The organism is Chitinophaga hostae (assembly GCF_018224885.1).
GTDB classification, from domain to species: Bacteria; Bacteroidota; Bacteroidia; order Chitinophagales; family Chitinophagaceae; genus Chitinophaga; species Chitinophaga hostae.
Map to the genome: position 1 here is coordinate 463,825 of NZ_JAGTXB010000001.1, position 23,962 is coordinate 487,786.

General features: G+C 46.1%; 17 protein-coding genes. 7 read left to right on the forward strand and 10 right to left on the reverse strand.

Annotated features, from left to right (window positions below):
- Positions 1–6 precede the first annotated feature (6 nt).
- Positions 7–1,380: a RagB/SusD family nutrient uptake outer membrane protein gene (locus KE626_RS01975; protein ID WP_211971203.1), complete on the forward strand. Its 1,374-nt coding sequence runs from the start codon at positions 7–9 to the stop codon at positions 1,378–1,380.
- Positions 1,381–1,390: 10 nt separating this feature from the next.
- Entirely contained in the window at positions 1,391–2,869 is a 1,479-nt protein-coding gene (locus tag KE626_RS01980; protein ID WP_211971204.1) for a TlpA family protein disulfide reductase, read from the forward strand.
- Positions 2,870–2,987: 118 nt separating this feature from the next.
- Here the strand turns inward: KE626_RS01980 and KE626_RS01985 are convergent, their stop codons facing one another.
- A complete protein-coding gene (locus KE626_RS01985) occupies positions 2,988–4,835 on the reverse strand; it encodes an ABC transporter ATP-binding protein (protein WP_249207203.1) in 1,848 nt (615 codons plus the stop codon).
- Between the two features lie 463 nt (positions 4,836–5,298).
- Here KE626_RS01985 and KE626_RS01990 point away from each other — a divergent pair, with 463 nt between their 5' ends.
- Positions 5,299–6,510: a glycosyltransferase family 87 protein gene (locus KE626_RS01990; RefSeq protein ID WP_211971205.1), complete on the forward strand. Its 1,212-nt coding sequence runs from the start codon at positions 5,299–5,301 to the stop codon at positions 6,508–6,510.
- Between the two features lie 63 nt (positions 6,511–6,573).
- Positions 6,574–8,850 (forward strand): GH92 family glycosyl hydrolase, encoded by a 2,277-nt coding sequence (locus KE626_RS01995; RefSeq protein WP_211971206.1) that lies wholly within the window; start codon positions 6,574–6,576, stop codon positions 8,848–8,850.
- A gap of 196 nt (positions 8,851–9,046) precedes the next feature.
- Here KE626_RS01995 and KE626_RS02000 read toward each other — a convergent pair whose 3' ends face one another.
- From KE626_RS02000 to KE626_RS02015, 4 genes are all read right to left on the reverse strand, one after another.
- A complete protein-coding gene (locus tag KE626_RS02000; protein WP_211971207.1) occupies positions 9,047–10,135 on the reverse strand; it encodes a family 10 glycosylhydrolase in 1,089 nt (362 codons plus the stop codon).
- Between the two features lie 5 nt (positions 10,136–10,140).
- Positions 10,141–11,241 carry a carbohydrate-binding family 9-like protein gene (locus tag KE626_RS02005; RefSeq protein WP_211971208.1) on the reverse strand — a complete coding sequence of 367 codons (1,101 nt, stop codon included), beginning with the start codon at positions 11,239–11,241 and terminating at the stop codon, positions 10,141–10,143.
- A complete protein-coding gene (locus KE626_RS02010; protein ID WP_211971209.1) occupies positions 11,238–11,627 on the reverse strand; it encodes a GxxExxY protein in 390 nt (129 codons plus the stop codon). Before KE626_RS02010 ends, KE626_RS02005 begins: the two co-directional genes overlap by 4 nt.
- Before the next feature lie 162 nt (positions 11,628–11,789).
- Positions 11,790–13,838: a M13 family metallopeptidase gene (locus KE626_RS02015; RefSeq protein WP_211971210.1), complete on the reverse strand. Its 2,049-nt coding sequence runs from the start codon at positions 13,836–13,838 to the stop codon at positions 11,790–11,792.
- A gap of 155 nt (positions 13,839–13,993) precedes the next feature.
- On the opposite strand from KE626_RS02015, the gene KE626_RS02020 reads away from it, so the two are divergent.
- From KE626_RS02020 to KE626_RS02030, 3 genes are all read left to right on the forward strand, one after another.
- Positions 13,994–15,178 (forward strand): DUF5009 domain-containing protein, encoded by a 1,185-nt coding sequence (locus tag KE626_RS02020; RefSeq protein WP_211971211.1) that lies wholly within the window; start codon positions 13,994–13,996, stop codon positions 15,176–15,178.
- A 156-nt stretch (positions 15,179–15,334) separates the two neighbouring features.
- Positions 15,335–15,592: a hypothetical protein gene (locus KE626_RS02025; RefSeq protein ID WP_211971212.1), complete on the forward strand. Its 258-nt coding sequence runs from the start codon at positions 15,335–15,337 to the stop codon at positions 15,590–15,592.
- Between the two features lie 6 nt (positions 15,593–15,598).
- Positions 15,599–15,847 (forward strand): hypothetical protein, encoded by a 249-nt coding sequence (locus tag KE626_RS02030; protein ID WP_211971213.1) that lies wholly within the window; start codon positions 15,599–15,601, stop codon positions 15,845–15,847.
- Positions 15,848–15,884: 37 nt separating this feature from the next.
- On the opposite strand, the gene KE626_RS02035 is transcribed toward KE626_RS02030, so the two are convergent.
- The 5 genes from KE626_RS02035 to KE626_RS02055 all read right to left on the reverse strand — a co-directional run bounded on the left by KE626_RS02035 (position 15,885) and on the right by KE626_RS02055 (position 23,862).
- On the reverse strand, positions 15,885–17,777 hold the full coding sequence (locus KE626_RS02035; protein WP_211971214.1) for a monovalent cation:proton antiporter-2 (CPA2) family protein: 1,893 nt from the start codon (positions 17,775–17,777) through the stop codon (positions 15,885–15,887).
- 1 nt (position 17,778) lies between these two features.
- Positions 17,779–18,384, reverse strand: a complete 606-nt coding sequence (locus tag KE626_RS02040) for an NAD(P)H-dependent oxidoreductase (RefSeq protein WP_211971215.1) — start codon at positions 18,382–18,384, stop codon at positions 17,779–17,781.
- A gap of 65 nt (positions 18,385–18,449) precedes the next feature.
- On the reverse strand, positions 18,450–20,300 hold the full coding sequence (locus KE626_RS02045; RefSeq protein ID WP_211971216.1) for a chloride channel protein: 1,851 nt from the start codon (positions 20,298–20,300) through the stop codon (positions 18,450–18,452).
- Between the two features lie 16 nt (positions 20,301–20,316).
- On the reverse strand, positions 20,317–21,165 hold the full coding sequence (locus tag KE626_RS02050) for a transglutaminase-like domain-containing protein (protein WP_249207204.1): 849 nt from the start codon (positions 21,163–21,165) through the stop codon (positions 20,317–20,319).
- Positions 21,166–21,258: 93 nt separating this feature from the next.
- On the reverse strand, positions 21,259–23,862 hold the full coding sequence (locus tag KE626_RS02055; protein ID WP_211971218.1) for an NACHT domain-containing protein: 2,604 nt from the start codon (positions 23,860–23,862) through the stop codon (positions 21,259–21,261).
- Positions 23,863–23,962: the final 100 nt, after the last annotated feature.

Consider the following 23,962-nt stretch of genomic DNA (forward strand, 5'->3'; position numbering starts at 1 on the left):
TAAGCAATGAAGAAGAAGAAATTTATAATATTTGCTTTCATACTGGCTTTTGCCGGCTGCAAAGATTACCTCGATATACAGCCGAAAGACAAGCTCATTCCAGGCGGGGTAGAAGATTTCCGTTTACTGCTCGATGATCAGTGGACCATGACGCTAACACCAGGGATCGCTGATATCATGGCAGATGATCTTTTTTTAACGGAAGATCAATATGGGGATGTGCCACAGGACTACTTCCAGCGATCCTACACCTGGAGCCGGGACCTCTTTACCGCCGATGAGGATATCCGGGACTGGAGCGCGCCATATACAATAATTTTTTATGCCAATACCATCCTGGAAGGCCTGGCGGCTAACCCAACCGGCTTGCAGGAAGCACGTAACCAGGTGCAGGGAGAAGCTGATTTTTATCGTGCCTATGCATACTTTAACCTGCTGAATACTTTTGCAAAACAGTACAATGCAGCTACCGCGGATAAAGACTTGGGCGTGCCGCTTCGCCTATCATCTGATGTAACGGCGCCGGTTACACGTAATAGTGTAAAAGAAGTATATACACGGATCCTCACGGATGTGAACGACGCTATAAAGCTGTTGCCGGTAAAGGCGCCATTTAAAACAAGACCCTCCCGCGCCGCGGCCCATGCGCTGGCAGCCCGTATTTACCTGCAAATGGGGGATTACGACCGGGCCATGGAGCAGGCCACCGCTGGTATTTCTCTCCAAAATACCCTGCTGGATTACAGGACGGTAGATCCGAATAATTCTCCTTTCGATGCAGTGTTTCCGGTAACAGTCGTGAGCAATCCTGAAGTAATTTTTATTTCATCTACTACAGGGATGTACGCGAAAAATTATTCCATCTCTTCAGATATGCATAAGCTTTACAATGTCCATGACCTGCGCGCGTCTTTATTTTTCAGAGAGATACCGGATCAGGGTAACTATCAGTACATCGGTAGTTATAACGATGGCGGCAGTACGAATGTGCCGAGTCCTTTTTCCGGGTTTACGGTGGCAGAATTGTATCTGATCCGCGCGGAATGCTATGCGCGTAAAAACGAAACCGGTAAAGCAATGGATGACCTGAATGCCTTACTGGTAAATCGTTTCGAAGAAGGTTCCTTTCAACCTGCAACGGCCGGCTCTCCTAAGGTAGCCCTGAGAATAATACTGCAGGAACGCCGGAAGGAACTCATTTTCAGAAACCTCCGTCTCATGGACCTCAAACGCCTGAATGCAGACCCGGAATATGCTATAACGTTAACGCGCACACTAAATGACGAAACATTCACCTTGCCGCCCGGAGATAACCGGTACGTTTTTCCTATTCCTGCAAAAGAAATTACTGCCACTCACCTGGAACAAAACCCCAGGTAAATTATACAACATGCGAGTTATTTTCATTTTTCTCATAGCATTGATTGCCACATCGGTAGCAAATGCACAGCAAAAGTTTAATAAGCCTGTCAGAAGTAGTCTTACTTTAACAGCCCATCATGTAAAAGGAAAATTCCGGTTGGAACAATTATCCACCGCTACAAATGCCCTGCTGCGCAGAACTCCGCCGGCACTGATGCTGCCAACGGATAGTACAGCACACCTTACCTGGGTCACCAACATCAGCGAACCGGTGATTATTAACCTGCTATTGATGAGCGGGTCGGCCACGGCTTCGCAGAAGGTTTACCTCCAACCCGGCGATTCGTTAAGCCTGGTGTTTAATAACCAGGATACCACGGATCATGATATCATGATGGATACCCTGCGCTCCAAGGCAGGCGCACTCAATAACGCCCTGGCCTGGTATGAGTTCACCAACAGCATTTTCGCAAAAGTCATGTGGGATCGCTTTGAAACAAAGCAGGCTTCGCTTTCTTTCATGCAGCAGCAGCTGAAAACAATGGATAGCATTTATGCAAAGGCGCAACAGATAGCCGGCAATAATAATTACCTGCAGGCAATGCATGCTTTCAACATGATCAATACCCGTAATTACTGCTGGTGGTATTGTGATGAAAACAAGATGACGGGTGCCATACCGGCATCGCTGGCAGCGCCGGCTTATGATGATAAAGCCTTCGGACTGTTTAATCAACCCGTTTTTATTAAACATATTCTTCCGGGAGAAGTGAAAGGCGGGTTCTTTTTCCTGTACGATTGGATGCTCAAGCAACGATTTAAAAAGGAACGTGCAACTATGACGAACGATAGCACCAAAATGGCGTTTATCGGCAAAAAAGCATTAGGTCTGAGCACCTATGCACCCTTCAGAGAGCTGGTGCAGTACTGGTATATAAAGGATGTATATTTTCCTTACCTGCAACAAAGTCATTCTGTTTCAGAGCTGGCCGTTGCCCGGAAACTGGCTGCCACCGCAGCCGCGCCGGTAAAAGATACTGCCCTCCAAAACCGTTTGCAGCAACTGATCGTTACCATGGGCAATGTGCTGCCAGGCACGCCTGGACTCAATTTCGCGCTGGAAGATCATAAAGGTAAGATCTGGCACTTCGGTGATCTTAAAGGTAAAGTAGTATACATCGACGTGTGGACTACCTGGTGTGGCCCCTGTCGCGAGGAAGCGCCGCTGTTTGAGAAAATGGCCGCTGACTATGCAGGTAAGGATATCGTGTTTTTAGGTATTTCGGCAGACAGACCTAAAGACAAGGCTACCTGGATAGAAATGGCCGGCCATAAGCAAACTTTACAACTATATTCCGGCGAAAAAACAGCTTTTATGCAGTATTACCAGGTCCCCGGGTACCCTACCTTCCTGCTTTTCGATAAAGAAGGAAAAGTAGTCAATGCAAATGCGCCAAGGCCCAGTTCAGAAAAATTGCTGAAGGATGTAATAAATAAGCTTTTATAAGCAACTAATAGGGGTAACGCCGCAGTTGCTGCGTCGTCGTTTAAAAGAGGACCACCTCTTCTTTCCGCCATAGTGTTACATAGATCGGAGGTTGTATCATTGGGGATACAACCTCTTTTTATTTGTAGCCTGCTGCCTGCAACTCAAACAACTCCGCATACCGCCCCTTTTTGGCCAGCAGTTCTTCATGACTGCCGATTTCTGCCAATGTCCCCTGTTCCAATACCAGTATGCGATTGGCCATGCGCACGGTGGAAAACCGGTGCGATATCAGCACGGCGGTTTTATCTTTCGTAAGGTCAGCAAAGCGCAGGAACACATTGTATTCTGCCCGGGCATCCAGTGCGGAGGTGGGCTCGTCTAATATGAGTAACTGCGCATCTTTCATATAAGCGCGCGCCAGCGCTATCTTTTGCCATTCGCCGCCAGATAGCTCTATGCCCTGGTTAAAGCGGCGGCCAAGCATTTGATCATAGCCAAGCGGCATTTTTTCTATTAAAGGATAAGCGAGACTTTGTTTTGCCGCATCTTCAATCATCGGCTGGTTGCTGCTTTGCGCAATGTTACCAACGGCGATGTTTTGTGAAACAGTCATCTGGTAACGCTGAAAATCCTGGAATATAACGCCCACCTGGGTACGTAATTCTTTCAGGTCATATTCCCGGAGGTCTATGCCGTCTAACAAAATACGGCCTTCTACAGGATCGTACAAACGGGACAATAGCTTCACCAGCGTGGTTTTGCCGGCGCCGTTCTCCCCTACCAGCGCCAGTTTCTCCCCGGGATGCAGGGTGAAGTTCAGATGGCGGATGGCCCATTTGTCGGAGTTGATATATTTAAAACCCACATCTTCAAAAGTAAATCCCTGCCGCATGGGCTTAGGAAAAGCCCGCGGATGAACCGGATCCGTCATTTTAGGTTGTATCTCAAAATATTCGAACAGGTCACGCAGGTACAAAGCTCCCTGTGTGACCGCAGAAAAGCGGATCAGGATGCCCTGGAAAGTTGTGCGTAGTTGCCGGAACGATCCCGCCAGGAAGGCCAGATCACCTATGCTCAGGTGTCCGCTGATGGTTTGCATGATAATGATCACATAGGCGGCGTAATAGCCGGCAGCACCCAATATGGCAAATATCGTCCCCCAGATGGAATCGCGGGTCTGCAACGCTTTTTTATCGGTGTAAAATTTATCAGAGATCACCCGGAAACGGTTGATCAGGAAATTCGATAAGTCAAATACCTTCACCTCTTTGGCAGTTTCGTCGCTGGCCCCCAGGTAGCGGATATAATCCAGCTCCCGCCTGTCGGATGTTTGGCCCCAGGCCAGTTTATAGTAAAGGTCATTGAAATGCGATTCGTTTAAAAATGCAGGGATTACCGCCAGCAACAACAGCAATATCAACCAAGGGTTAAATAGCACCAGTCCCGCTGCCAGGAAAATAATGGTGATGATATCCTGTACCTGGCTTAACACCTGCGCCAACAGCACTGTTCTGCCAGTGGTTTGCTGGCGTGCGCGCTCCAGCTTATCATAAAATTCAGCATCTTCAAACTGGTCAAGATCCAGTTTGGCTGCATGTTCCATGATCTTTACAGAAGTATGGTTGGCAAACAGATCACCCAATAAACCATCCAACAGGGAGATGGCCCGGCTGAGCGCATCCGAAATAATGGCCAGGCCAAATTCAATGGCTACCAGCTGCCAGAGCCAGGTGGCGGAATGGTGAGGATCTTTGTTCAGGTGTACTACCTGGTCGATGATCAGTTTACCTACGTATAACAGCGACAATGGCATGGCGGATTGCGCTACCCTCAGCACGGTATTCGCAATAGTAAGACCAGGACTGGTTTGCCATACCATGCGGAAAAATGCCGGCAGGTTTTGTAACGCTGCCAGGCGCTCTTTAAAAGTCAGTTTTTCATCTTTGCCGGAACGCTTCTTTCCAGGGTTTCTCATTGCACTCATGGAAGTAATTTACGAAAATTGTTTCTCCAAACCTGCGGAAGCTGGCCATCTGCCCGGCAGTAAACCCCGTTGTGGACGATCCCGGCATGAAGGGCATTCAGCGGGTACCTGTCTCCCTTAATAAAAATATCCGGCAGCAGCATCGCATACGGCTATACTAAAATGAGATCCTGAATTTTTCTTTACATTTGAGCTCATGTGAAAAAATCGGGTTTGCTATGATCTTACTGATATGTTCCTTTTTACTCATTGTGGGTGTAATAATGGCGGCGGTTGTTTATGCCGTTAATGAGCAATCAAAACAATGGGCCGAATCAGAAAATTGATACTGCGCTGCTACTGCAGTACAGCGTTGACCGCTCATCGGTATGTGGCCGGATAGTTACCGTTTACAGTAGGGGGATACGCTTTCCCATGCGTTATACCTGAGTACTGTAGCAATTAATTATATAGCAACCATCGTATGCGTGAAAAAAGAAATGTGCTGACTTATCTGGCGGAAAAGGAATGGCTGATCATGTCTTTATGGTTTGGCCTGGCCTTCCTGGGCGCTATCATGGAGATCTCCCGGGAAAATATTAATAATTTCCTCATATTTAAGAACGTCTTTTTTCACGTACTGCATCAGCAACCCCTATACATACACTACCCGGCAGAATATTACGATGTTAACCTCTATGGTCCTGTATTCAGCATCGTAATCGCGCCTTTTGCGGGCTTAGACACGCACCTGGGCGCCATGATGTGGGCCCTTACAGGAGCCGCTGCCCTTTTTTATGCCATTCGCCAGCTTCCTCTTACCCGCTTACAGCAAAATATTATTCTCCTGTTGTGTACCCAGGAGCTGATGGGCGCCAGTGGCTGGTTTCAGCTCAACCAGTTTATAGGGGCATTCATCATTCTTACCTTCACCAATACCATCAAGGGAAAAGAACTCTGGGCCACTTTCTTTATTGTATTAGGAACCTTTACCAAGTTTTACGGTATCGTAGGACTGGCATTTTTCTTTTTCAGCCCTAATCCCAAACGTTTTATTGGTGGACTATTCCTCTGGGCAGTGGTGATGTTTGCCTTACCCATGGTAATTTCTTCTCCCCAATATATTGTCAACTGTTATTTTGAATGGTATGCTGCATTAGTGCATAAGAATGAACTGAATGTGGGCGCAAACGTGTTGTTCCAGGATATTTCTGCCGGGGGCCTTATCAAACGGGTATTTCATATTCCATGGTTGAGTAATATGGCAGTACTCGTGCCGGCAGTAGTAATGTTCCTTTTACAGTATACACAACTCAAATACCGCTATAACTCCCGTTACCGTTTATACATTTTATGTTCTACGCTGATGTTCCCGGTACTCTTCAGCACCAGTTCAGAATCGCCTACCTATATTATTGCTATCCCTGCCATCTGCATCTGGTACGTGATGCAGCCCGCTACCAAATGGAATAATATATTCATCTTTTTCGCCATCTTACTTGTCAGCTTCTCCCATTCAGACGTGGTAACACCCTGGGTAAGAAAGAACCTGGCAGTGCCTTATGCGCTGAAAGCTTTGCCCTGCCTGGTATTATGGCTCATGATCGCCTATGAGATCTACACCCACAAATTTTTAGTAAAAAAAGAACCCGTTTCCAGGCCAGTGCAGGAATTGGCCGCCATTACCCATTTATAAAAAAATTAACTAAAAAAGTAATAATCAGGCCGTAAATTGCCGGATTATTAAAGGTTTTTGATTATGAACTCGGGATTCAAGATAGGTAGCGCCTTCGCGTTATCCGCCATGCTGTTTCACGGCATTCAGGCAGATGCTCAAAAGAAGGAAACATTTGTAGAAAGTAAATCAGTTGCTTCAGTAGATCCATATATTGGCTCCGGTGGACATGGACACGTATTTTTAGGCGCCAGCGTACCTTATGGCGCGGTACAAACAGGCCCTACCAATATTGTGAAAGGTTGGGATTGGTGCTCCGGGTATCATTACTCCGACAGCGTATTAATAGGATTCTCCCAAATGCACCTCAGCGGCACCGGTATCGGTGACCTGGGCGATGTGCTCATCATGCCCTATACCGGTAAAGTGAGAACCAACAGGGGCACCCAGGAAGATCCTACTTCCGGGTATGGCTCCCATTATTCACATGATCGTGAGAAAGCCCGTCCAGGCTACTACTCCGTACAGCTGGACGACTACAACATCAAAGCAGAATTAACGGCTTCCGAAAGAGTAGCGCTTCACAGGTATACTTTTCCAAAAGGTCAGCCTGCAAATATTATTGTTGATCTGAAAGAAGGTATAGGCTGGGATGCGCCGGTAGAAACATTTATCCGCCAGGTAGATGAATATACGCTGGAAGGTTATCGTTATTCCAAAGGTTGGGCAGAAGACCAGCGTCTTTGGTTTGCCATCAAATCCAACGTACCCGTAAAACAATTCCTGGTTTTTGATGGAGATACCAAACAATCCGGTAACTCCGTGAAATCAAAGGCTGCCAAAGGCGTCATCGTTTTTGATAAGTCGCCCGGACAGGTAATGCTGAAAGTAGGCATCTCGCCGGTAAGCAGCGAAGGAGCACTCGCTAATATCAAAGCGGAAATTCCAGGCTGGGACTTTGCCAAAACAGTGAATACCGCCAACGCCAAATGGGATAAGGAATTATCCAAAGTAAACATTGAAACAACGGATAACGCCGCCCGCCGCGTTTTCTATACAGCATTGTATCATACCATGATCGATCCGGCTTTGTTCAATGATCATGATGGCAGCTACCGCGGCACCGATAAAAAAGTGTACACCAATCCAGGCTTCGATAATTATTCCGTATTCTCTTTATGGGATATCTATCGCTCCTGCGCGCCACTCAGCACCATCCTGCACCCGGAAAAGGTGAACAGCTTCGTGAACTCTATGCTCACCATTTATAAGCAACAGGGAAAATTACCCATCTGGCACCTGATGGGCAGTGAAACCAATTGCATGGTAGGCTATCACGCAGTGCCCCCCATCGTGGATGCTTACCTGAAAGGATTCACCGGCTTTAATGCAGAAGATGCACTGGCCGCCATGAAAGCCTCTTCTACCCGCGACGACCTCGGCGTAAAATATGTTAAGGAATTAGGCTATATCCCTGCAGACAAAGAATATGAATCTGTTTCAAAGGCACTGGAATATGCCATCGATGATTGGTGTATTGCTGCTATGGCAAAGAAAATGGGCAAAACAGCCGACTATGAATATTATAAAAAACGCGCCGGCTATTACAAGAACTACTTCGATAGCAGCATCCGTTTTGTTCGTCCACGTATGAGCGACGGCAGCTTCAAAACACCATACGATCCATTTAATTCTATCCACGAAAAAGGCGACTTTACCGAAGGTAACGGCTGGCAATATACCTGGCTGGTACCACAGGATGTGGAAGGTCTTATTCAACTCATGGGTGGCGACGAAGCCTTTACCCGCAAGCTCGACAGCCTCTTTACTGCAAAAGGCGACATGGGCGCAGAAGCCTCCAGCGACATCTCCGGCCTCATAGGCATGTATGCTCACGGTAATGAGCCAAGCCATCACGTTACCTACATGTATGCTTTTTCTGGTAACCAATGGAAAACTGCAGAGAAAGTAAGACAGGTAATGAAAGACTTCTATTTCGATAAACCGGAAGGTCTTGCAGGTAACGAAGATTGCGGCGCAATGTCTTCCTGGTATGTATTCTCTTCGATGGGCTTCTATCCTGAAAACCCAGCCAGCGGTGTGTACGTATTAGGTAGCCCGTTATTCGATAAGGCTACCATAAAAGTAGGCGCAGGCAAAACTTTCACGGTACAGGCCATCGGCAACAGTCCTGAAAATATCTATATCCAGAGCGTTACCCTTAATGGAAAGCCTTACAGCAAGAGCTTTATCACACATGAAGATGTGGTAAAAGGCGGTACCATGGTGGTGAAAATGGGTAATAAACCTAATTACGACTTCGGGAAAGCTGCAGCCAACAGGCCTGCAAACGTGTTGTAGTTTGTCTTGCCCAGGATTAGACTGATTTTGACGATTAGACTGATTTTTTCTAATGATATTTTGATTTAAAAAGATTAGCGAAGATAAAAGCGAGTGTCCGCGTTTGTCTTCGCTAATCTTTTTAAATCAAAATATCATTAGAAAAAATCAGTCTAATCGTCAAAATCAGTCTAATCCTGGGCAAGACAAAATTCGCTTACGCGCTTTCCCCCAGCACCCGCAACACCTCCGGTGTTACGCTGCCAAAGATAGAAACCCCGGCTGCGCCGTTCTGAATGGCCAGTCTTACTGCTTCCGCCAACGATGTATAGTTGCCGTTAAAATCAGGTAAATAAAGACCGGCATATAATGGGAACGCCCCATGTAACCCCTTCACGCCTTCTGCAACGGCGTCGCCAATCCAGCTTACATTTTCCCGGTAAAAACCATGATAGATCATCGGGCACACAGCGTTCAACGGCCAGTTGGTCCAGTCTTGCCGCACAATGCGTTTAGCAATTTCCGGTGTAGGAAATACCGCTGCTGAAATGGGCTTTTTATGCTGCCGCGCTACCTGCGCCAGGTTGTTCACCACGTTTGTAATACGATCGTAACGGAACTTGCGCCAGGAAGGGCTTTGGTCCGGATGTTCGATCTGCAGCGGATCTATCCCATTCTTTTCTTTATAGGCGTTGCGGCATTGCTCGCAATAACAGAAATCATATTCAGGTAATTCTTTCGACTGGTCAATACCATAATGACTCCACAGGTTCACCGGTAAAATCACATCACAATAACGTACATAGTCCAGGTGTATGCCATCTACATAATCCAGGGAGAGCGCCTTCTCTACCTGCTCTTTCAGATAATTCACTACCTCCGGTTTGCTGGGACAAAGCCATCTGTAATAGTCTACATAAGGGGGATGATTGGCACAGGACTCGCCTTTACGGTTCTGAGCATACCATTCCGGGTGACTGGCCAGCAGTTCCTTTTCTCCGCGGTTCATGGTCCATATCCAGCGATGCGCCTTTATTCCATTAGCTTTCGCCGCTTTGAAATGTACCTCGCTGTCGGCTTCAAACATAATATCCGTAATGCCGGCTTTTCTGTAAGCCGCATATCTCGGTTGCAAAACAGCGGCAGTTTCTTTATGATCGGGATTGATCCATACACGATGCTGTATCGATGTTTTTTCCAGGGAAGGGGACTTTTCAGCGATGGCTGCTGCACTAACCGGCAGGGATGCCTTTGCTAGTGCAAGACCGCCGATTCCCAATGACTTAATAAAAACACGTTTATCCATATCCGTTATTTTCTATTGTTATAAACTTTGCCTTCCTGGTTTATATTAATGGAACCAGCGAAGTTGCTGCCGGTAATACCAGCCGTAAACTGTGAAGAAATTCCTTCCAGTGTGATGGTATATACCTGCCCGTTGGCGCCTGTTACGGTAGCAGGCAGTTTCAATGCATCAAGACTGCCGGCATATCGCCCATTGTTTTTCCGGTAAGCCTGTTGGGCGTAATAAATGCGCCACAGGTATACTTTGGCATCTTCCGCCGCGGGGAGCTGAAATATAGCTTTTGATTGCGTAGTAAACAAGAGGTAGCCCCATCTTTCGGGGGCATGCATATTAATAATTTGCTGTGGCGACCATACCCAGTTGTTTTCCGGCTTCCGCTGTTTTACATATTCCCCGTTTTTAATATCAGTATCCCACTCTACCCTCGAAAAATTTATGCGCCAAAGGCTATTGTTTACAGGCCGCAGCTGGTTATTGAAAAAGCTGAGTGCACTAAATGGAACTGCCATTTCCACTGTCCATTCTTTGTCCGTATTTTTCACATCATTAAGCGTACCATTTATGTGTACAGCAGTGCGAATACCCTTGGTATCCCAGTTCAGCATGGCTTCCCCTCCATTGCGGTATGGCTTTCCCATATAGAGGTCCATCACCGTATTCAAGGCATTGATCTCTATTTCATAATACTGATGCGTATCTCCATCAGGATCAATAAATACTTCGAAATCGTTGTCATGAAAGATGATAGCATCATGATCGCGCAAAGTAGCCCATATATGTGGTTCCTCCAATTGGGCCGCAATATAAAGGTACTTATCGTCCCATATCATCTTCACCCTCGTACGCAGCCGTGGCCGCGGCTTGGCGCTGCCTTCAATATCTTCAAAATCCTCTGACCAGCTCACGTTTTTCCAAGCGGCGTCATCTAATTTTCCATCTATTGCCAGGCTGTCTGTTGCACGGTAACAAACGTAGTGCTTTGGCGTGCCGGTAAAAGGAAGGAAGGCATTGGAGAAGGTTTGCGCGGATATTGTCTTCCCCAGGATTAAACTGATTATAGCGATTAAAATGATTTTACCCTTTATACTGTTGTGTCTTTTTCTCATTTATACTTGTCGTTGAAGAGCCTTTTAAATTCAAGGCTTGGAGTGCCAAAGTTAATAAGTAATCCCGTTTCTACATTATAAGCTTTCAGATAACCTTTAGCCTGAGATATATGTACTTGTTCTGTTATGGTTAAGGCTTTTAATTCCACTGAAATAAGATTTTCTACTATAAAGTCGGCTCTGCGACTCCCAACGTGTAAACCTTTGTAATAAACAGATATTTCTTTTTCACGTTCGAAGTGAATCCCGTTTTCAGCCATTTCAATCGCTAATGCGCGCTGATATATGACTTCTTGAAATCCCGAACCTAAAATGCGATGAACATGCATCGCACATCCTATAATTTTTCCTGTAAGCTCAGAATGCTTGTAGTGCGGGTTAATCATAAAAAAGTGGTGTTAAAACAAACAATACTCTAATTTAATAAAAAAAGAGCCGGACATTAGCCCGGCGCCCAAATTATTCAAGTTAAAAGATCAAAGGAAATCAAAAAAATAAAATCATCATAATCGCTGTAATCAGTTTAATCCTGGGTAAGACAAAATCCGTTACCAAATGTGGACTCTCGCACTGTCCGCTCTATACATTCCATCACCCGGTTTAATACCATACACTTCATAAAACGCGTCCACATCACTAAATGGCCCGTTCACCCTGAATTTAGCAGGAGAATGCACATCGGTCAGTACTTGCCTGGCCAGTGATTCTTTTTTGGTATGTCCTAACCATCCCAGTGAATAGCCCATGAAATAGCGTTGTGCAGGGGTGTAGCCCGCAATTTTTTCATTTTTCTTGTACTGTTCGGTCTTCTTAAATGCTTCCCATCCAAGGAGTATACCGCCCAGGTCAGCGATGTTTTCACCGAGCGTAGCTTTACCGTTGATGCGTAAACTATCTACTACTACGTAGCCATTGAATTGTTGTACCATAACGGCTGCGCGGTCGTTGAATTTCTTTTCATCTTCTTTGGTCCACCAGCTTTTCAGGTTACCGGCGGCATCAAATTGACGGCCTTCGTCATCGAAGCCATGTGTAATTTCGTGGCCAATGGTAGACGCGCCCGCATAACCATAAACGACTGCATCATCCAGCTCTTCGTCGCGTTTACCGGGAACGGTAAAGATACCGGCAGGCAGTACGATCTCATTGTTGCTGGGGTTGTAGTAGGCATTATAGGTTTGCGGTGTCATATCCCATTCGGTACGGTCTACAGGTTTGCCCAGTTTGGCGATCTGGTAATTTAACCACCACTGGCGGGCAGCATCTACGTTCTGGTAGTACGACTGATCTTTGATATCCATAGCAGAGAAATCTTTCCACTTATCAGGATAGCCGACTTTTTTGGTAATTTTTGAAAGTTTATATAATGCTTTTGCTTTGGTGCTGTCGCTCATCCAGTCCAGGTGTTCAATACGTGTTTTTAGTTCTCCCCGTATTTCTTCTACCAGGTTTTCATATCTTTTTTTAGCGGTAGCATTAAAAAATTCTTTTACAAACAGTTGGCCGAGCGCTTCGCCCATGGCGCCTTCTTCGGAGTCCAGCACGCGTTTCCAGCGAGGCTTTTGTTTGTCTTGCCCACGAAGCAGCTTGCCATAAAAAGCAAAGCTGGTATTGGCGATGGTATCGCTCAGTGTGCCGGCGGCGCTGCTGATGAGATTCCATTTCAGATAGTTTTTCCAGGTATCGAGCGGTTGCGATTTGAGTGCATCGCTCAGCGTAGTATAAAATTCAGGCTGACCAACGATGACCGTATCGGCGAATTTGCTGATGCCCTGTTGTTTTATAAAGTCCGTCCAGTCTACGCTGCCGGCAATTTTATTCAGCTGGGTAACTGCCATTTTATGGTAGTTGGCTTCCGGATCACGCAGGGCTTCCAGCTTGCGGCTCGATTTTGCCAGCATGGTTTCCAGCTGTACAACGGAAGCAGCGGCAGTTTTAGCGGCGTTGCTGTCAAGACCGGTAAACTCCAGCATTTTAGCCACATGTGCAGGGTAAGCCTGTCTTATTTTAGTGGTACGGTCGTCGGTATTAAAATAGTAATCACGGTTGGGGAGGCCTAAGCCACCTTGTGAAAACTGAACGATAATAGCCTCGCTGTTTTTGGCATCCTGCCCGATGTACATGTCGCACATAACGCCGGTACGATTGTGTTCTTTTGCGCTCAGCTGTATCAGCTGCTGTATGTTGGTAACAGCATCTATTGCCCGCAATGTTGCTTCGATGGGTTTAATACCATCAGCATTGATTTTTACAGAGTCCATTCCACTTTTCCAGAAAGCGGCTATTTTTTTAGAAGTGGCATCTGTTGGATTCTCCACGGCTTTTTCGTTGATGATGCGGAGGCGTTTGTAGAGTTCTTCCTGTACCAGGTTACCAATACCCCAGGAACTGTATTCAGCCGGAATAGGATTACGTTTGATCCATCCGCCATTGGCATAATCAAAAAAGTCTTGCGCGGGATGAATGGTGCTGTCTACGTTAGCGGCTACTGCATCGGGTGTGGGGGTGGTGGCAGCAGCGTTTTTCTGACCTTCGTTACAGGCCATAAAGCAAGCCATGCTGGCTAACCCTGCCCCGGTAAGGATGTGTTTCATCATAAGCTGTGTGAGATTTTTGTTGCGGGGAGAAAGGTAATTATTTTTTTATCATCCGGTTATTAAAATGGGCTTAACGGCAGGCAGGATAATTTGAAATAAATGACCGTTTTATATCGTATTTTGTTTGGAAAGTCAACTGCATACCCGTTACCCATATGATCAACAACTTAAAGTCCGGCCGTATTTTATCTATCGATGCATTCCGGGGCATCACTATTCTTGTCATGATTTTTGTCAACAGCGTGGCCGGTGTGAGTGGTATTCCGTCGTGGATGCAGCATGCACACGGGAATGAAGACCGGATGACTTTCGTGGATGTGGTATTTCCGGCCTTCCTTTTTATTGTTGGAATGTCTGTTCCTTTTGCGGTTAACAGCCGGCTGGCAAAGGGCGATTCTTTCTGGAAATTGCAGCAGCATATTATATGGCGCACATTGGGCTTACTGGTATTGGGTGTTTTTATGGCGAATGCAGAGGAAGTGAATGCAGAGGCAACAGGGATGAATGGCGCTTTATGGGCCTTATTATTTTATGCTAGCGCAATATTGGTATGGAATGTATATACGTTTCGGCAGCCCTGGATCAGTTGGTGTTTTAAGAGTGCCGGCATTGCAGGCCTGGTAATATTGGGTATAATATATCGTGGCGGAGATGGCAGCGAGCGATTAGGACCGCAGTGGTGGGGCATTCTGGGACTTATTGGCTGGGCTTATTTGTATGCATGTATTATTTACCAGTTGTTCAAAGGGAATGCCGGTGGTATTATGTTAATGATCGCGGTTTGTATTGGATACTACGCTATATGTCAACAACCATCTGTCAGGAACGGCAACTGGAGCTGGCTGGCCACTCAGCAGCGTAATGCAGCGCATACAGCGATTGTATTATGCGGGATGCTATTAACCTTGTTTTATTTTGATGAAGATATGGGACTGATGGGCAGTAAACTGGTTTCCCGTGTTACGGGCTTGCTGATCATCATTTTAATTGCCGCATGGCGCTTACGGCCGGCGTATAAAATATCCAAGATCCAGGCAACACCCAGCTGGTGCTTGTATAGCGCGGCTATCTGTATAGCCCTGTTTTCTTTTTTATATTTTTTGATAGATGTAAAACATATCAGCAGGTGGACAGCCTTCTTCCGGCCTGCCGGTTCCAACCCGCTGCTGACGTATATTTTGCCGGACATCGTTTTCTATGGAATGTTGCTGGCGGGGATAGCGCTACCCGCCATACTGGGGCAGGGTTTGCCAGGTATCGCCTGGTGCGCTTTTTTTGCAGTGATCATGCTCTTCGTGGTAAAGGGATTAAACAAGCTCGGTATTCGCCTTCAACTGTAACAATTCGGAACAGGTCAACGTTTAAGGAACACGTTATGTAGAGATATCTCCACGTGAAATACATCCGTATACTTGTGTATCACAGAGATATGAGGTGGCATTGCGTTTGCCGCTTTGTGTGCGACGACAACATTTTTTGTCCCAAAAACTTCCCCCATGAAAAAAATTGCTGTTGTATTGGTATTAGCAGGAGTGATTTTAGCTATCTTAGCACAGTACGCCTTAACCAACGACTGGATGTGGTTTAAAGTATTCCATACCCTCGGGTTTGTCGGCTACATATTTATCATCAGCGGTCTTGCTTATTTTTCCCTGTGGTTTATTCACTTGCTCTCCCGCGGTGAAAAAAACAGGATAAAACGTTACTATCACCGGCAACAGGATGATTCAGTAGCCAATACTGCACAACAGTAACAATTTATGTCAGATATTTTCACGCTCAAATTTGAATACAAAGGACATCCGCATATTGTGGAGGTGGAAACCGCTCATCAGACTTATAAAACAGTATACAAAGTGGTAATTGAAGAGCACGAAATTGTATACGAACCTGATGAAGAAGGTTTTGTACGCGCTATCTCCAGCAAACCGATGCATGATCATTTAAATACGGTCGACGTAGGTTTACTGCATCATGTAGCAGAGCTGATTGTGCAGCATATTCAATAAACAGTTTATCCCGGCTGCTTTTTTGTGCAGCCGCGGATCATTCTTCCCCTTCCTTTTCTCCCCTGATTTCATCGCGTAACGTTTCCGGGTCCCAGCCCTGACCCTCATCCAGCCAGGTTTTTACACGGTCGGAAGAAATTAGTTTCTCCATTTCCTCGATACGCTCTTTCATGGAATTGATATATTGTTTTTTGTCATCGCGCAAAGCGGATAAGCCTTTCAGCGTTCGCTCATCCTGCCGGAAGAAAGTACGGGCTGCCCGCTCGCTATGGTAAGCCCGTTGGCCCAGCATGCGTAAAGCGTCAACGCCTACCCGAAGGGAGGTGTCTACCGTTTCCCGGTAAATATGCAATACGCCCAGGTCCATCAGCTCAAAAGTATCTTCATTATTTTCTGCTCTCACCAACAGCTGCAGATGAGGAAAATAGCGCTGCGCCATCTTCACAATGTCCCGCGTTTGCTCCGGGTGATCTGTGGCAATAATCAGCATTTTGGCATCGGCTGCACCGGCAGCTGCCAGTAAATCATACCGCGAAGCATCTCCATAATATACTTTTATGCCCAGGTTATGTAAGGCATCTACCCGGTCAGAATCCAGGTCCAGGATAGTGGCATGGATGCCGTTTGCCCGCAGGAAACGGCCCGTCATACTACCAAAGCGGCCAAAGCCGGCAATAATAACCTGGTTCTTTTCATTGATCTGATCAGCCTCCCGTTCAGTACTTACCTCCGATCGCGTAAAATAGGGCTGTATCACTTTTTCATACAGCAACATGATCAACGGGGTAAGCGCCATGCTGATGGCTACAACGGCTGTCATCATCGCCGTCATTTCGTCGCTCATCAGATGTGTTTGACTGGTAAAGGATAACAGCACAAAGGCGAATTCTCCGATGTCCGCCAGGGCAAAGGCAAATAACAGGTTCTGATCTGTATTTAGTTTAAATATTTTCCCGAGAAGTAATAATACTATTCCTTTCAATGTCATGATGCCCAACACGAGACCAAGTATTAGCCAGGGCTGCGCGAATATCAACCTGAAATCTATAGATGCGCCTACCGCTATAAAAAATAAACCCAGCAGCAAACCCTTGAATGGCTCAATATCACTTTCCAGCTCATGCCGGTATTCACTGTTGGCCAGCACTACCCCGCCCAGAAACGCACCCAGTGCGGAGCTTAGCCCAACAAGGTTCATCAGTACGGCGATAGCCACTACCATCAGCAAGGCGGTGGCAGTAAACAATTCCCTTACCCTGGTGCGGGCTATGATCCGCATCAGCGGCCGCACAAGATACCTGCCGGCAATTATAATAACGGCTACAGCGCCTAATACCACGAGCGTTTGCCCCCAGCCAGGCAGGTTGTCGCGGAGCGAATGCGTATGGGCAGCTGTATCAGGCGCAGCATTACCTGCCAGCAATGGAAATATCGCCAGCATCGGGATCACCGCAATATCCTGGAACAACAATACGGAGAAAGCACTCTGACCCGCAGCCGTACCCATCCAGCCCTTTTCATTCAAGGTTTGTAACACAATGGCCGTGGAAGATAACGACAAAATCATCCCCAGCGCAAGCGACGTATTCAGCGGCTGCCCTATCAGTAAGGCGATACCGGCTATCGCTGCCGAACTTAATATCACCTGCAGCCCCCCTAAACCCAGGATGGACGCGCGTAATCGCCATAACAACGCGGGCTCAAGCTCAATACCTATCAGGAATAACATCATCACCACCCCGAATTCGGCAAAGTGCATAATGTCTTCTCCTTCTCTGCCTATAAAACCCAACAACGAGGGACCTATTATAATACCTGCTATCAGGTAACCCAACACCGCGCCCAGGCCCATCTTTTTGGCAATAGGTACAAATACAATGGCTGCCGCCAGGTATACCATCGACTGAAATAATAATGAGTGCTGATCCATATTAACGCGTTTGTGCGGGAAGTTGAAGTATTTGATTCAGGTAATTAAGACCGGGTAACGGCGTCAGGTCGAATTTTTCGCCACGAAGGCGCTCCAGTACCTGCCCCAGTTGTGCGGCATCTTCTTTTATATCGGATGTGTCTTCCCGGTGTACACCATAAAGCACAAAAGGCGCTACATAGTGCATGTTACACAGCTTGGCCGTTTGCAGAAAAGGCAGCAAAAACTCATGCACCGTATGACCATGATGTCCATCTGGTTGGTACGAATGCTCCGCCCCGCCGGCACTGATAATATTGCCAAAATATTTTCCCTGTAAGGCCTTGCCTGTATGGCCATAAGCCCAGCCATGTTCCAGTACGAGGTCCAGCCATTGTTTTACCATCGCCGGCGCACTGTACCAGTAAAAAGGATGCTGCATAAATATAATATCGTGCTGTTCAAGCAGCTTCTGCTCACGGGCTACGTCTATATCGAGGTCGGGATATTGCTCGTACAGGTCATTCAGCGTAATACCGGGAATATTTTTAATGATACGCAGCAACTGTGCATGCACCCTGGATTTTTCCAGGGCAGGATGAGCAAAATTTATCAGGACTCTGGCCATTGAACATTGGTATTTGATAATAAAAATAGGCCATTCGCGGCAACAAATATTTTGTGGAAGAAAGCCTACCCTTCCGAATACTCCTGTAATAACAGCCGGTATTTATTGAGAATACTTGATTTGGAGATAAAGCCCACCAGGCGCTTATCCTGTACCACGGGCAGATTCCAGGCATTTACTTCATCAAATTTTTTGATTACAAGGTTGATATTATCTTTCAGACCAACCACCGCCGGCGGCGCCTGCATAAGTTTTTTAACAGTAATGGTATCGTATAATTCGGGGCTGAACATAATGGGCCGGATATTATCCAGCGTAATAATACCTTCAAATAATCCTTGTTTGTTGATGACGGCTATAATATTCCGGCTGCCCTCTTTTACCAGTTCAATCACCTGTCGCAAGGTGGCGTCAATACTGATCTGTTGTATATCCTTTTCTACCAGGTCATCCATTTTCAACAGCAGCAATATGTTGCTGTCATGAGCCTTCGTAAATACTTTGCCGTCTTTTGCCAGTTCTTTGATTTCCGGTGAGATGGGAGAAAACCACTTTGCCATCAAAAAGGAGATCGTGGAAACAATCATCAGCGGAATAAAAAGATCATATCCCGAGCTGGATTCGGCTATCAGGAAGATAGCGGTAAGCGGCGCATACATGACCCCGGCCATTACCCCGGCCATGCCTACAATAACGAGGTTGGTAACAGGAATATCTGTTAACCCCATCTGCTGGCAAAGCATAGCATAAAAGAATCCAAGAAATCCGCCTGCAAAAAGCGAAGGGGCAAAGTTCCCGCCATTACCGCCACTTTGTATAGTCACAGATGCCGCCAACGCCTTCAGCAGGCAAACACAACCTGTAAATACCACCAGCATCCAGCTTTGTATGGGCAGGTACCGGAAGAAACTGTTTTGCAGGATGGCTTCGCCATTTCCTGAAGCCAGTGATTTTACACTGGAATACCCTTCTCCAAACAAAGGCGGCAATGCCACGCAAAGTGCCGATACCAGGACGCCTCCCAGGATGGCGCGCTGCAGCGCCGACCATTTGAGATGATGGAAAAAATGCTCGATCTTCTGGGAAATAACAACATAGTAGCGTGCATAAAATCCACTGAGGATGCCCAGCGCTATATAGTAAGGCACATTATGATAGTTGAAGGCAACGCGCGATTCAAAATGAAACAATGCCTCTTCCTGTAAAATGATTTTGGAAAGCAAACTGCCGCAAACCGCAGCTACTACTAGTGGCATGAAATCAGAAAATACCACGCCCGTCAGTAATATCTCAAAGGCAAACATCATCCCGGCAATGGGTGCATTAAACGCAGCAGCAATGCCGGCAGTAGCGCCTGCCGCCAGCAACAGGGTTCGTTCTTTGTATCCAAGGTGATAGGTACGCGCATAGTTGGAACCCAGCGCAGCCCCGGTCACGGCAATAGGGCTTTCCAATCCGGCCGATCCGCCCAAACCTACGGTGATGGCACTTTGAAGTATCTGTGAATACATTTTCACAGGTGGAATAAGACTGGAATTCCGGGCAATTTCATGCAATATGGCAGGAATTCCTTTTCTCGACTGTCCCTTAAAAAACCAGATGACTATCAGCGTTGTCAGCACAATTCCCAGGAAAGGAAATAACACGTAAAAAATTACCTGGGTGCTGAAATGTACTTTATAAGTAATAACATAGTGGATATAATGAACCAGGCTTTTTAAAATCACACCAGCCAAACCAGCCGTGCATCCGACCAATATGCCTGACAACAACAGAAATTGCTGGCGGTTCATTTTGCTGTGCAACCAATGTAAAATTACTTCATAGCTCTTGGCACGCCTTAAACTGTACTGTTCGAAGTCCTTTTTAAATCGAAAAAAGCTATGGTGTTTCCGGAGGCGGGTAAAATGACGCATGCGGCAAATTTAAGGATCAGAGCTCAATCAGCGCGTAAACTTTATCATTCATATATGGTCCGCCCGGGTGACGCGCGGAATAATCCAGGTTGATCCAGTACTCCCCCTTCAGCTCGTGATAATATATTTCCTTTACCACTGGCCTGGGGAAAAGCGTAATGATGGCTTGTTTCATGATTTCGAAATCATCCCGGTCACCGCAATAAAGCTCCGGGTAGGCATGTCCTTTAATCAATACAATACGGCAGCGGGCGCCGATCGACTGCAAACAGGAAGTCATCAATATGGAATGGTCGTCACAGTCGCCACCTAATCCATTTTGTATGGTTTCCTGCGGGGTGGCAAAATATTCATCACGCCGGGAGTCGAGCACATATTTAAAATGGCTGTTGATAAAACGGAACAGGGAAAGGAAGCGGGTTATTTTTCCGTATTTATAGAAATATTCGTCATAATAATCAAGCGAGTGTTTTACAGAGAAGTTACGGACTACCGAATCCTGGAAGTTGATTTTTTCCCGCATGCCCCTTACGGTTTTATCCCGGTAACTCTCTACCCTTCTGGGATACAGGCTGAGGATATCCAGTTGCTTGCTGTCTTTGGCGCCCAGGTTGCCCTGCACCATTCCTTTGTAGTCAATCAATACATTATTGAAAGTATAGCTGTCGGTATATTTATTAAATACCATGACCCCGCATACCAGCAGGAAGACAGGAATGATCAGCGGCCGGAAAATCCAACGGAACAAATACACCACGCAAAAGCTCACGACCACAGCCAACAGCAGGTCGATATGCCAGCCATTGGCAACCAACGTAGGAACAAAGTGGTTGATGTATGGAGCGAGCAGTAGTAATGTTAACAAACTCAATAAGTTGAGTAGTATTAACTGTACCCTTGTGTATTTGCTTTCGTCAATAGCCATTATGCTACGCAATAAAGCAAAATTATGCCATAATCAACGGGCAAAATTTGAAACTGCCTGTTTAAAAGAGGTGCTTTTCCTGATGAGTTCTATCTGCAGTACAGTATCATTTTTTTGTTTGTCCATCTGCAACTGTTGATAGATCTTATTCAATAAACCAAAATTCATCAGCGCCAATACCTTGAAATCCAGCTTCTGCGCATTTTCTACGGCTGTTTCCGCAGTACGGATGGCCTTATTGAATTCGTGTTCATTAAAATACACCCCGGCATACAGCAGCTTTTGCAGGGACTCCAGGTATTTTCCGCCAAAATAGTCAGCAGAATATTTCTTGATTACCTGGTCGGTATGCCTGCAAATTCGTGCAGCCGATGCCGTTTGACCCAGGCCAAGGTAGGCCTGTGCCTGCCAGCAGAGCAGCATTAAACGGAGGGAGTCTGTTTTACGATGTTGTAAGGAAGGATATGTTTCAAAAATACGGGTGGTAAAATTGAGCAGGCTTTCATTGTCTTCCAGCAGGGTAAATACAATACCCATGTTGCGGAATACAATTTCCTGTGGTTCTGAAATGGGTTTTTTCCCACCTTTGTTACCGGTCCAGTAACGGAAATAATTGTAGATTTTTTCCCTGATATCTTCATTTACAATACCAAACTTGAGAAATTCATAGATAAACAGTTGGATTTCATAAGGTGTAACCCACAGTTCATCTTCAAATTCGTCAGCGGTATATATTTTTTTAATATTGTTTAGTTCTACCTCGCACTGTTCCGCATCCAGCTGGAGCAGGGCCATGGTGAAGAGTTTACTCCTGATTTTTAATTTATCTTCCCGGGCTTCTGCCAGGCCCAGCAGTGCCGTTAGTACCTTTCGTTTTCTGAAATGGATAAATTCATCGCTGATAAAAGGACCAATCGGATTCTTTTTGAAGAAGCCTGCCGGGAAGATGGATTTAAGTTCACCGTGATTATTGCCGTCGTGCTGGTAATGTAATACCAGGTACTCCAGCAGGTGTGATTTTTCTATATTGGATAGTGGTAAATGCAGCATTTTAATGATGCCATCTATCTGCGCATGATTGATCGCATAACGGAGCAGCCATCTGAACACGCCTATGCGGTATGGCGACTGTGGCAGGTGATCCAGTATGGCCATCAGCAATGGTTCGTTTATTTCCTGGCCATTCTGTTTCAGGTAATGCATGGCCACAAAATATTCGAGCAGCATGGTATGGGCAAAGCGCACTTTTACATTGAACATGATCTCCTGGCTCAGGTTCTCTTCCACCAATATATTATCTGCCAGTAATTCCTTGTAGGCAGGGAACAGATCGGCATTCTGGGCGAGTAACAGGTTTTTATCCGTATAAATACCTGTTCTGCCAAGATCCAGCAGGGTCAGTAATTTTTCAATGATTTTTATTTTGAAAGAATTGCTTTGCGAGTTGAATACCCGGTTTTGAATAAAGCGGGAAACAATTTCAAATAAGCTGAGGTGTTCATCAACAAATGTTTGATCGGGTCCGCTGTTCAACTGGCAAAACAGTTGCAGGTAGTAGGGATACCGCAGCTTCTGCAGGAAGCTTTCCGAAAACAACCGTACAGTTGCCGGATCAAACTGATGGTTATATAATATGGACTTCACTTCCTGTTCTGCCAGCTGGGGCATGTTAATATTGGTTTCCTCATCCATTTCGGCACCGAGGTACCAATACCGGCGGAAGGCCGGATATTGCTGGGAGTGCTGGAATATTTCAGCCCAGGTGCTGCTCCTGATAGAAAGGATCACTTTCACCCAGGGGTAAAGGTCATTGGAATATACAAAGTCTTCCAGCTTTGAGTAAAGTACCCGTAGCTTTTCACCGGCTACGGCGATTTCATCAAAACCGTCTATTATTAATATAAGGCGTCCGCCTTTTTTATCGAAGTGACTGGAAAAATATTCACGGAAATTTTCGCCATTACCCAGGTTCATCTGGTTGTCGAGCCAGGTAGAGAGCGAGAAGCCTTTTAATAACAGGCTTCCGGCGGCATGCGCGTGAATAAACCAGCAAACATCCTGCTTATAACGCGCATCTTTTCCAAACCAGCAGTGTTCTGCCATGTGTACAAGCGACAGCGATTTGCCCCAGCCGGAAGGTGCAATTAAAGCGGTAGCCGCATAGTCGCTTTCCAGGAACTTTTCGATATGTGCGTTACAGAATGGCCGGTGAACGGTGTACGGGAAGGCAATACCAGACCGGTTTTTAAGGGTGACCATGGTATAATGGGAAACGGCATCTGCCTTGGTTTTCAGGTCAGTCCATTTGCTCATATCAAACGCAGGCATCGTGTTGGTCTCAGTAAGAGACCTCGGATCTGTGTTCAGCAGTCTGTAATGATGTTGCTGAAAATCCTCCCAATCCTTATACTGGCAATACTGCGAAAGTGTGTTCAGCGTGTATCTGGAGAAGCTGTGTTGAGCTACAGCAAATCCAAACACCCTTTTGAGCGTAGTTTCGCTCACCAGTTTCGTGGTGTCATCCAATATGGACTGAGAGAGATGTTTGCAATCTCCTGGTAACATGACTTCAACACCGAACCTGCGTAGAACTTCATTCTGCAGGGTCATGATAAAGTCATAGGATAGATCAATCATAGGGGACAATAAATGGATTTTCGAATTGTCGGTACTTGTTTAATTACGAATGCTTTTTGCGTTTAGATTTTGCGAAAAGCGAATGAACAAAATGAACAGA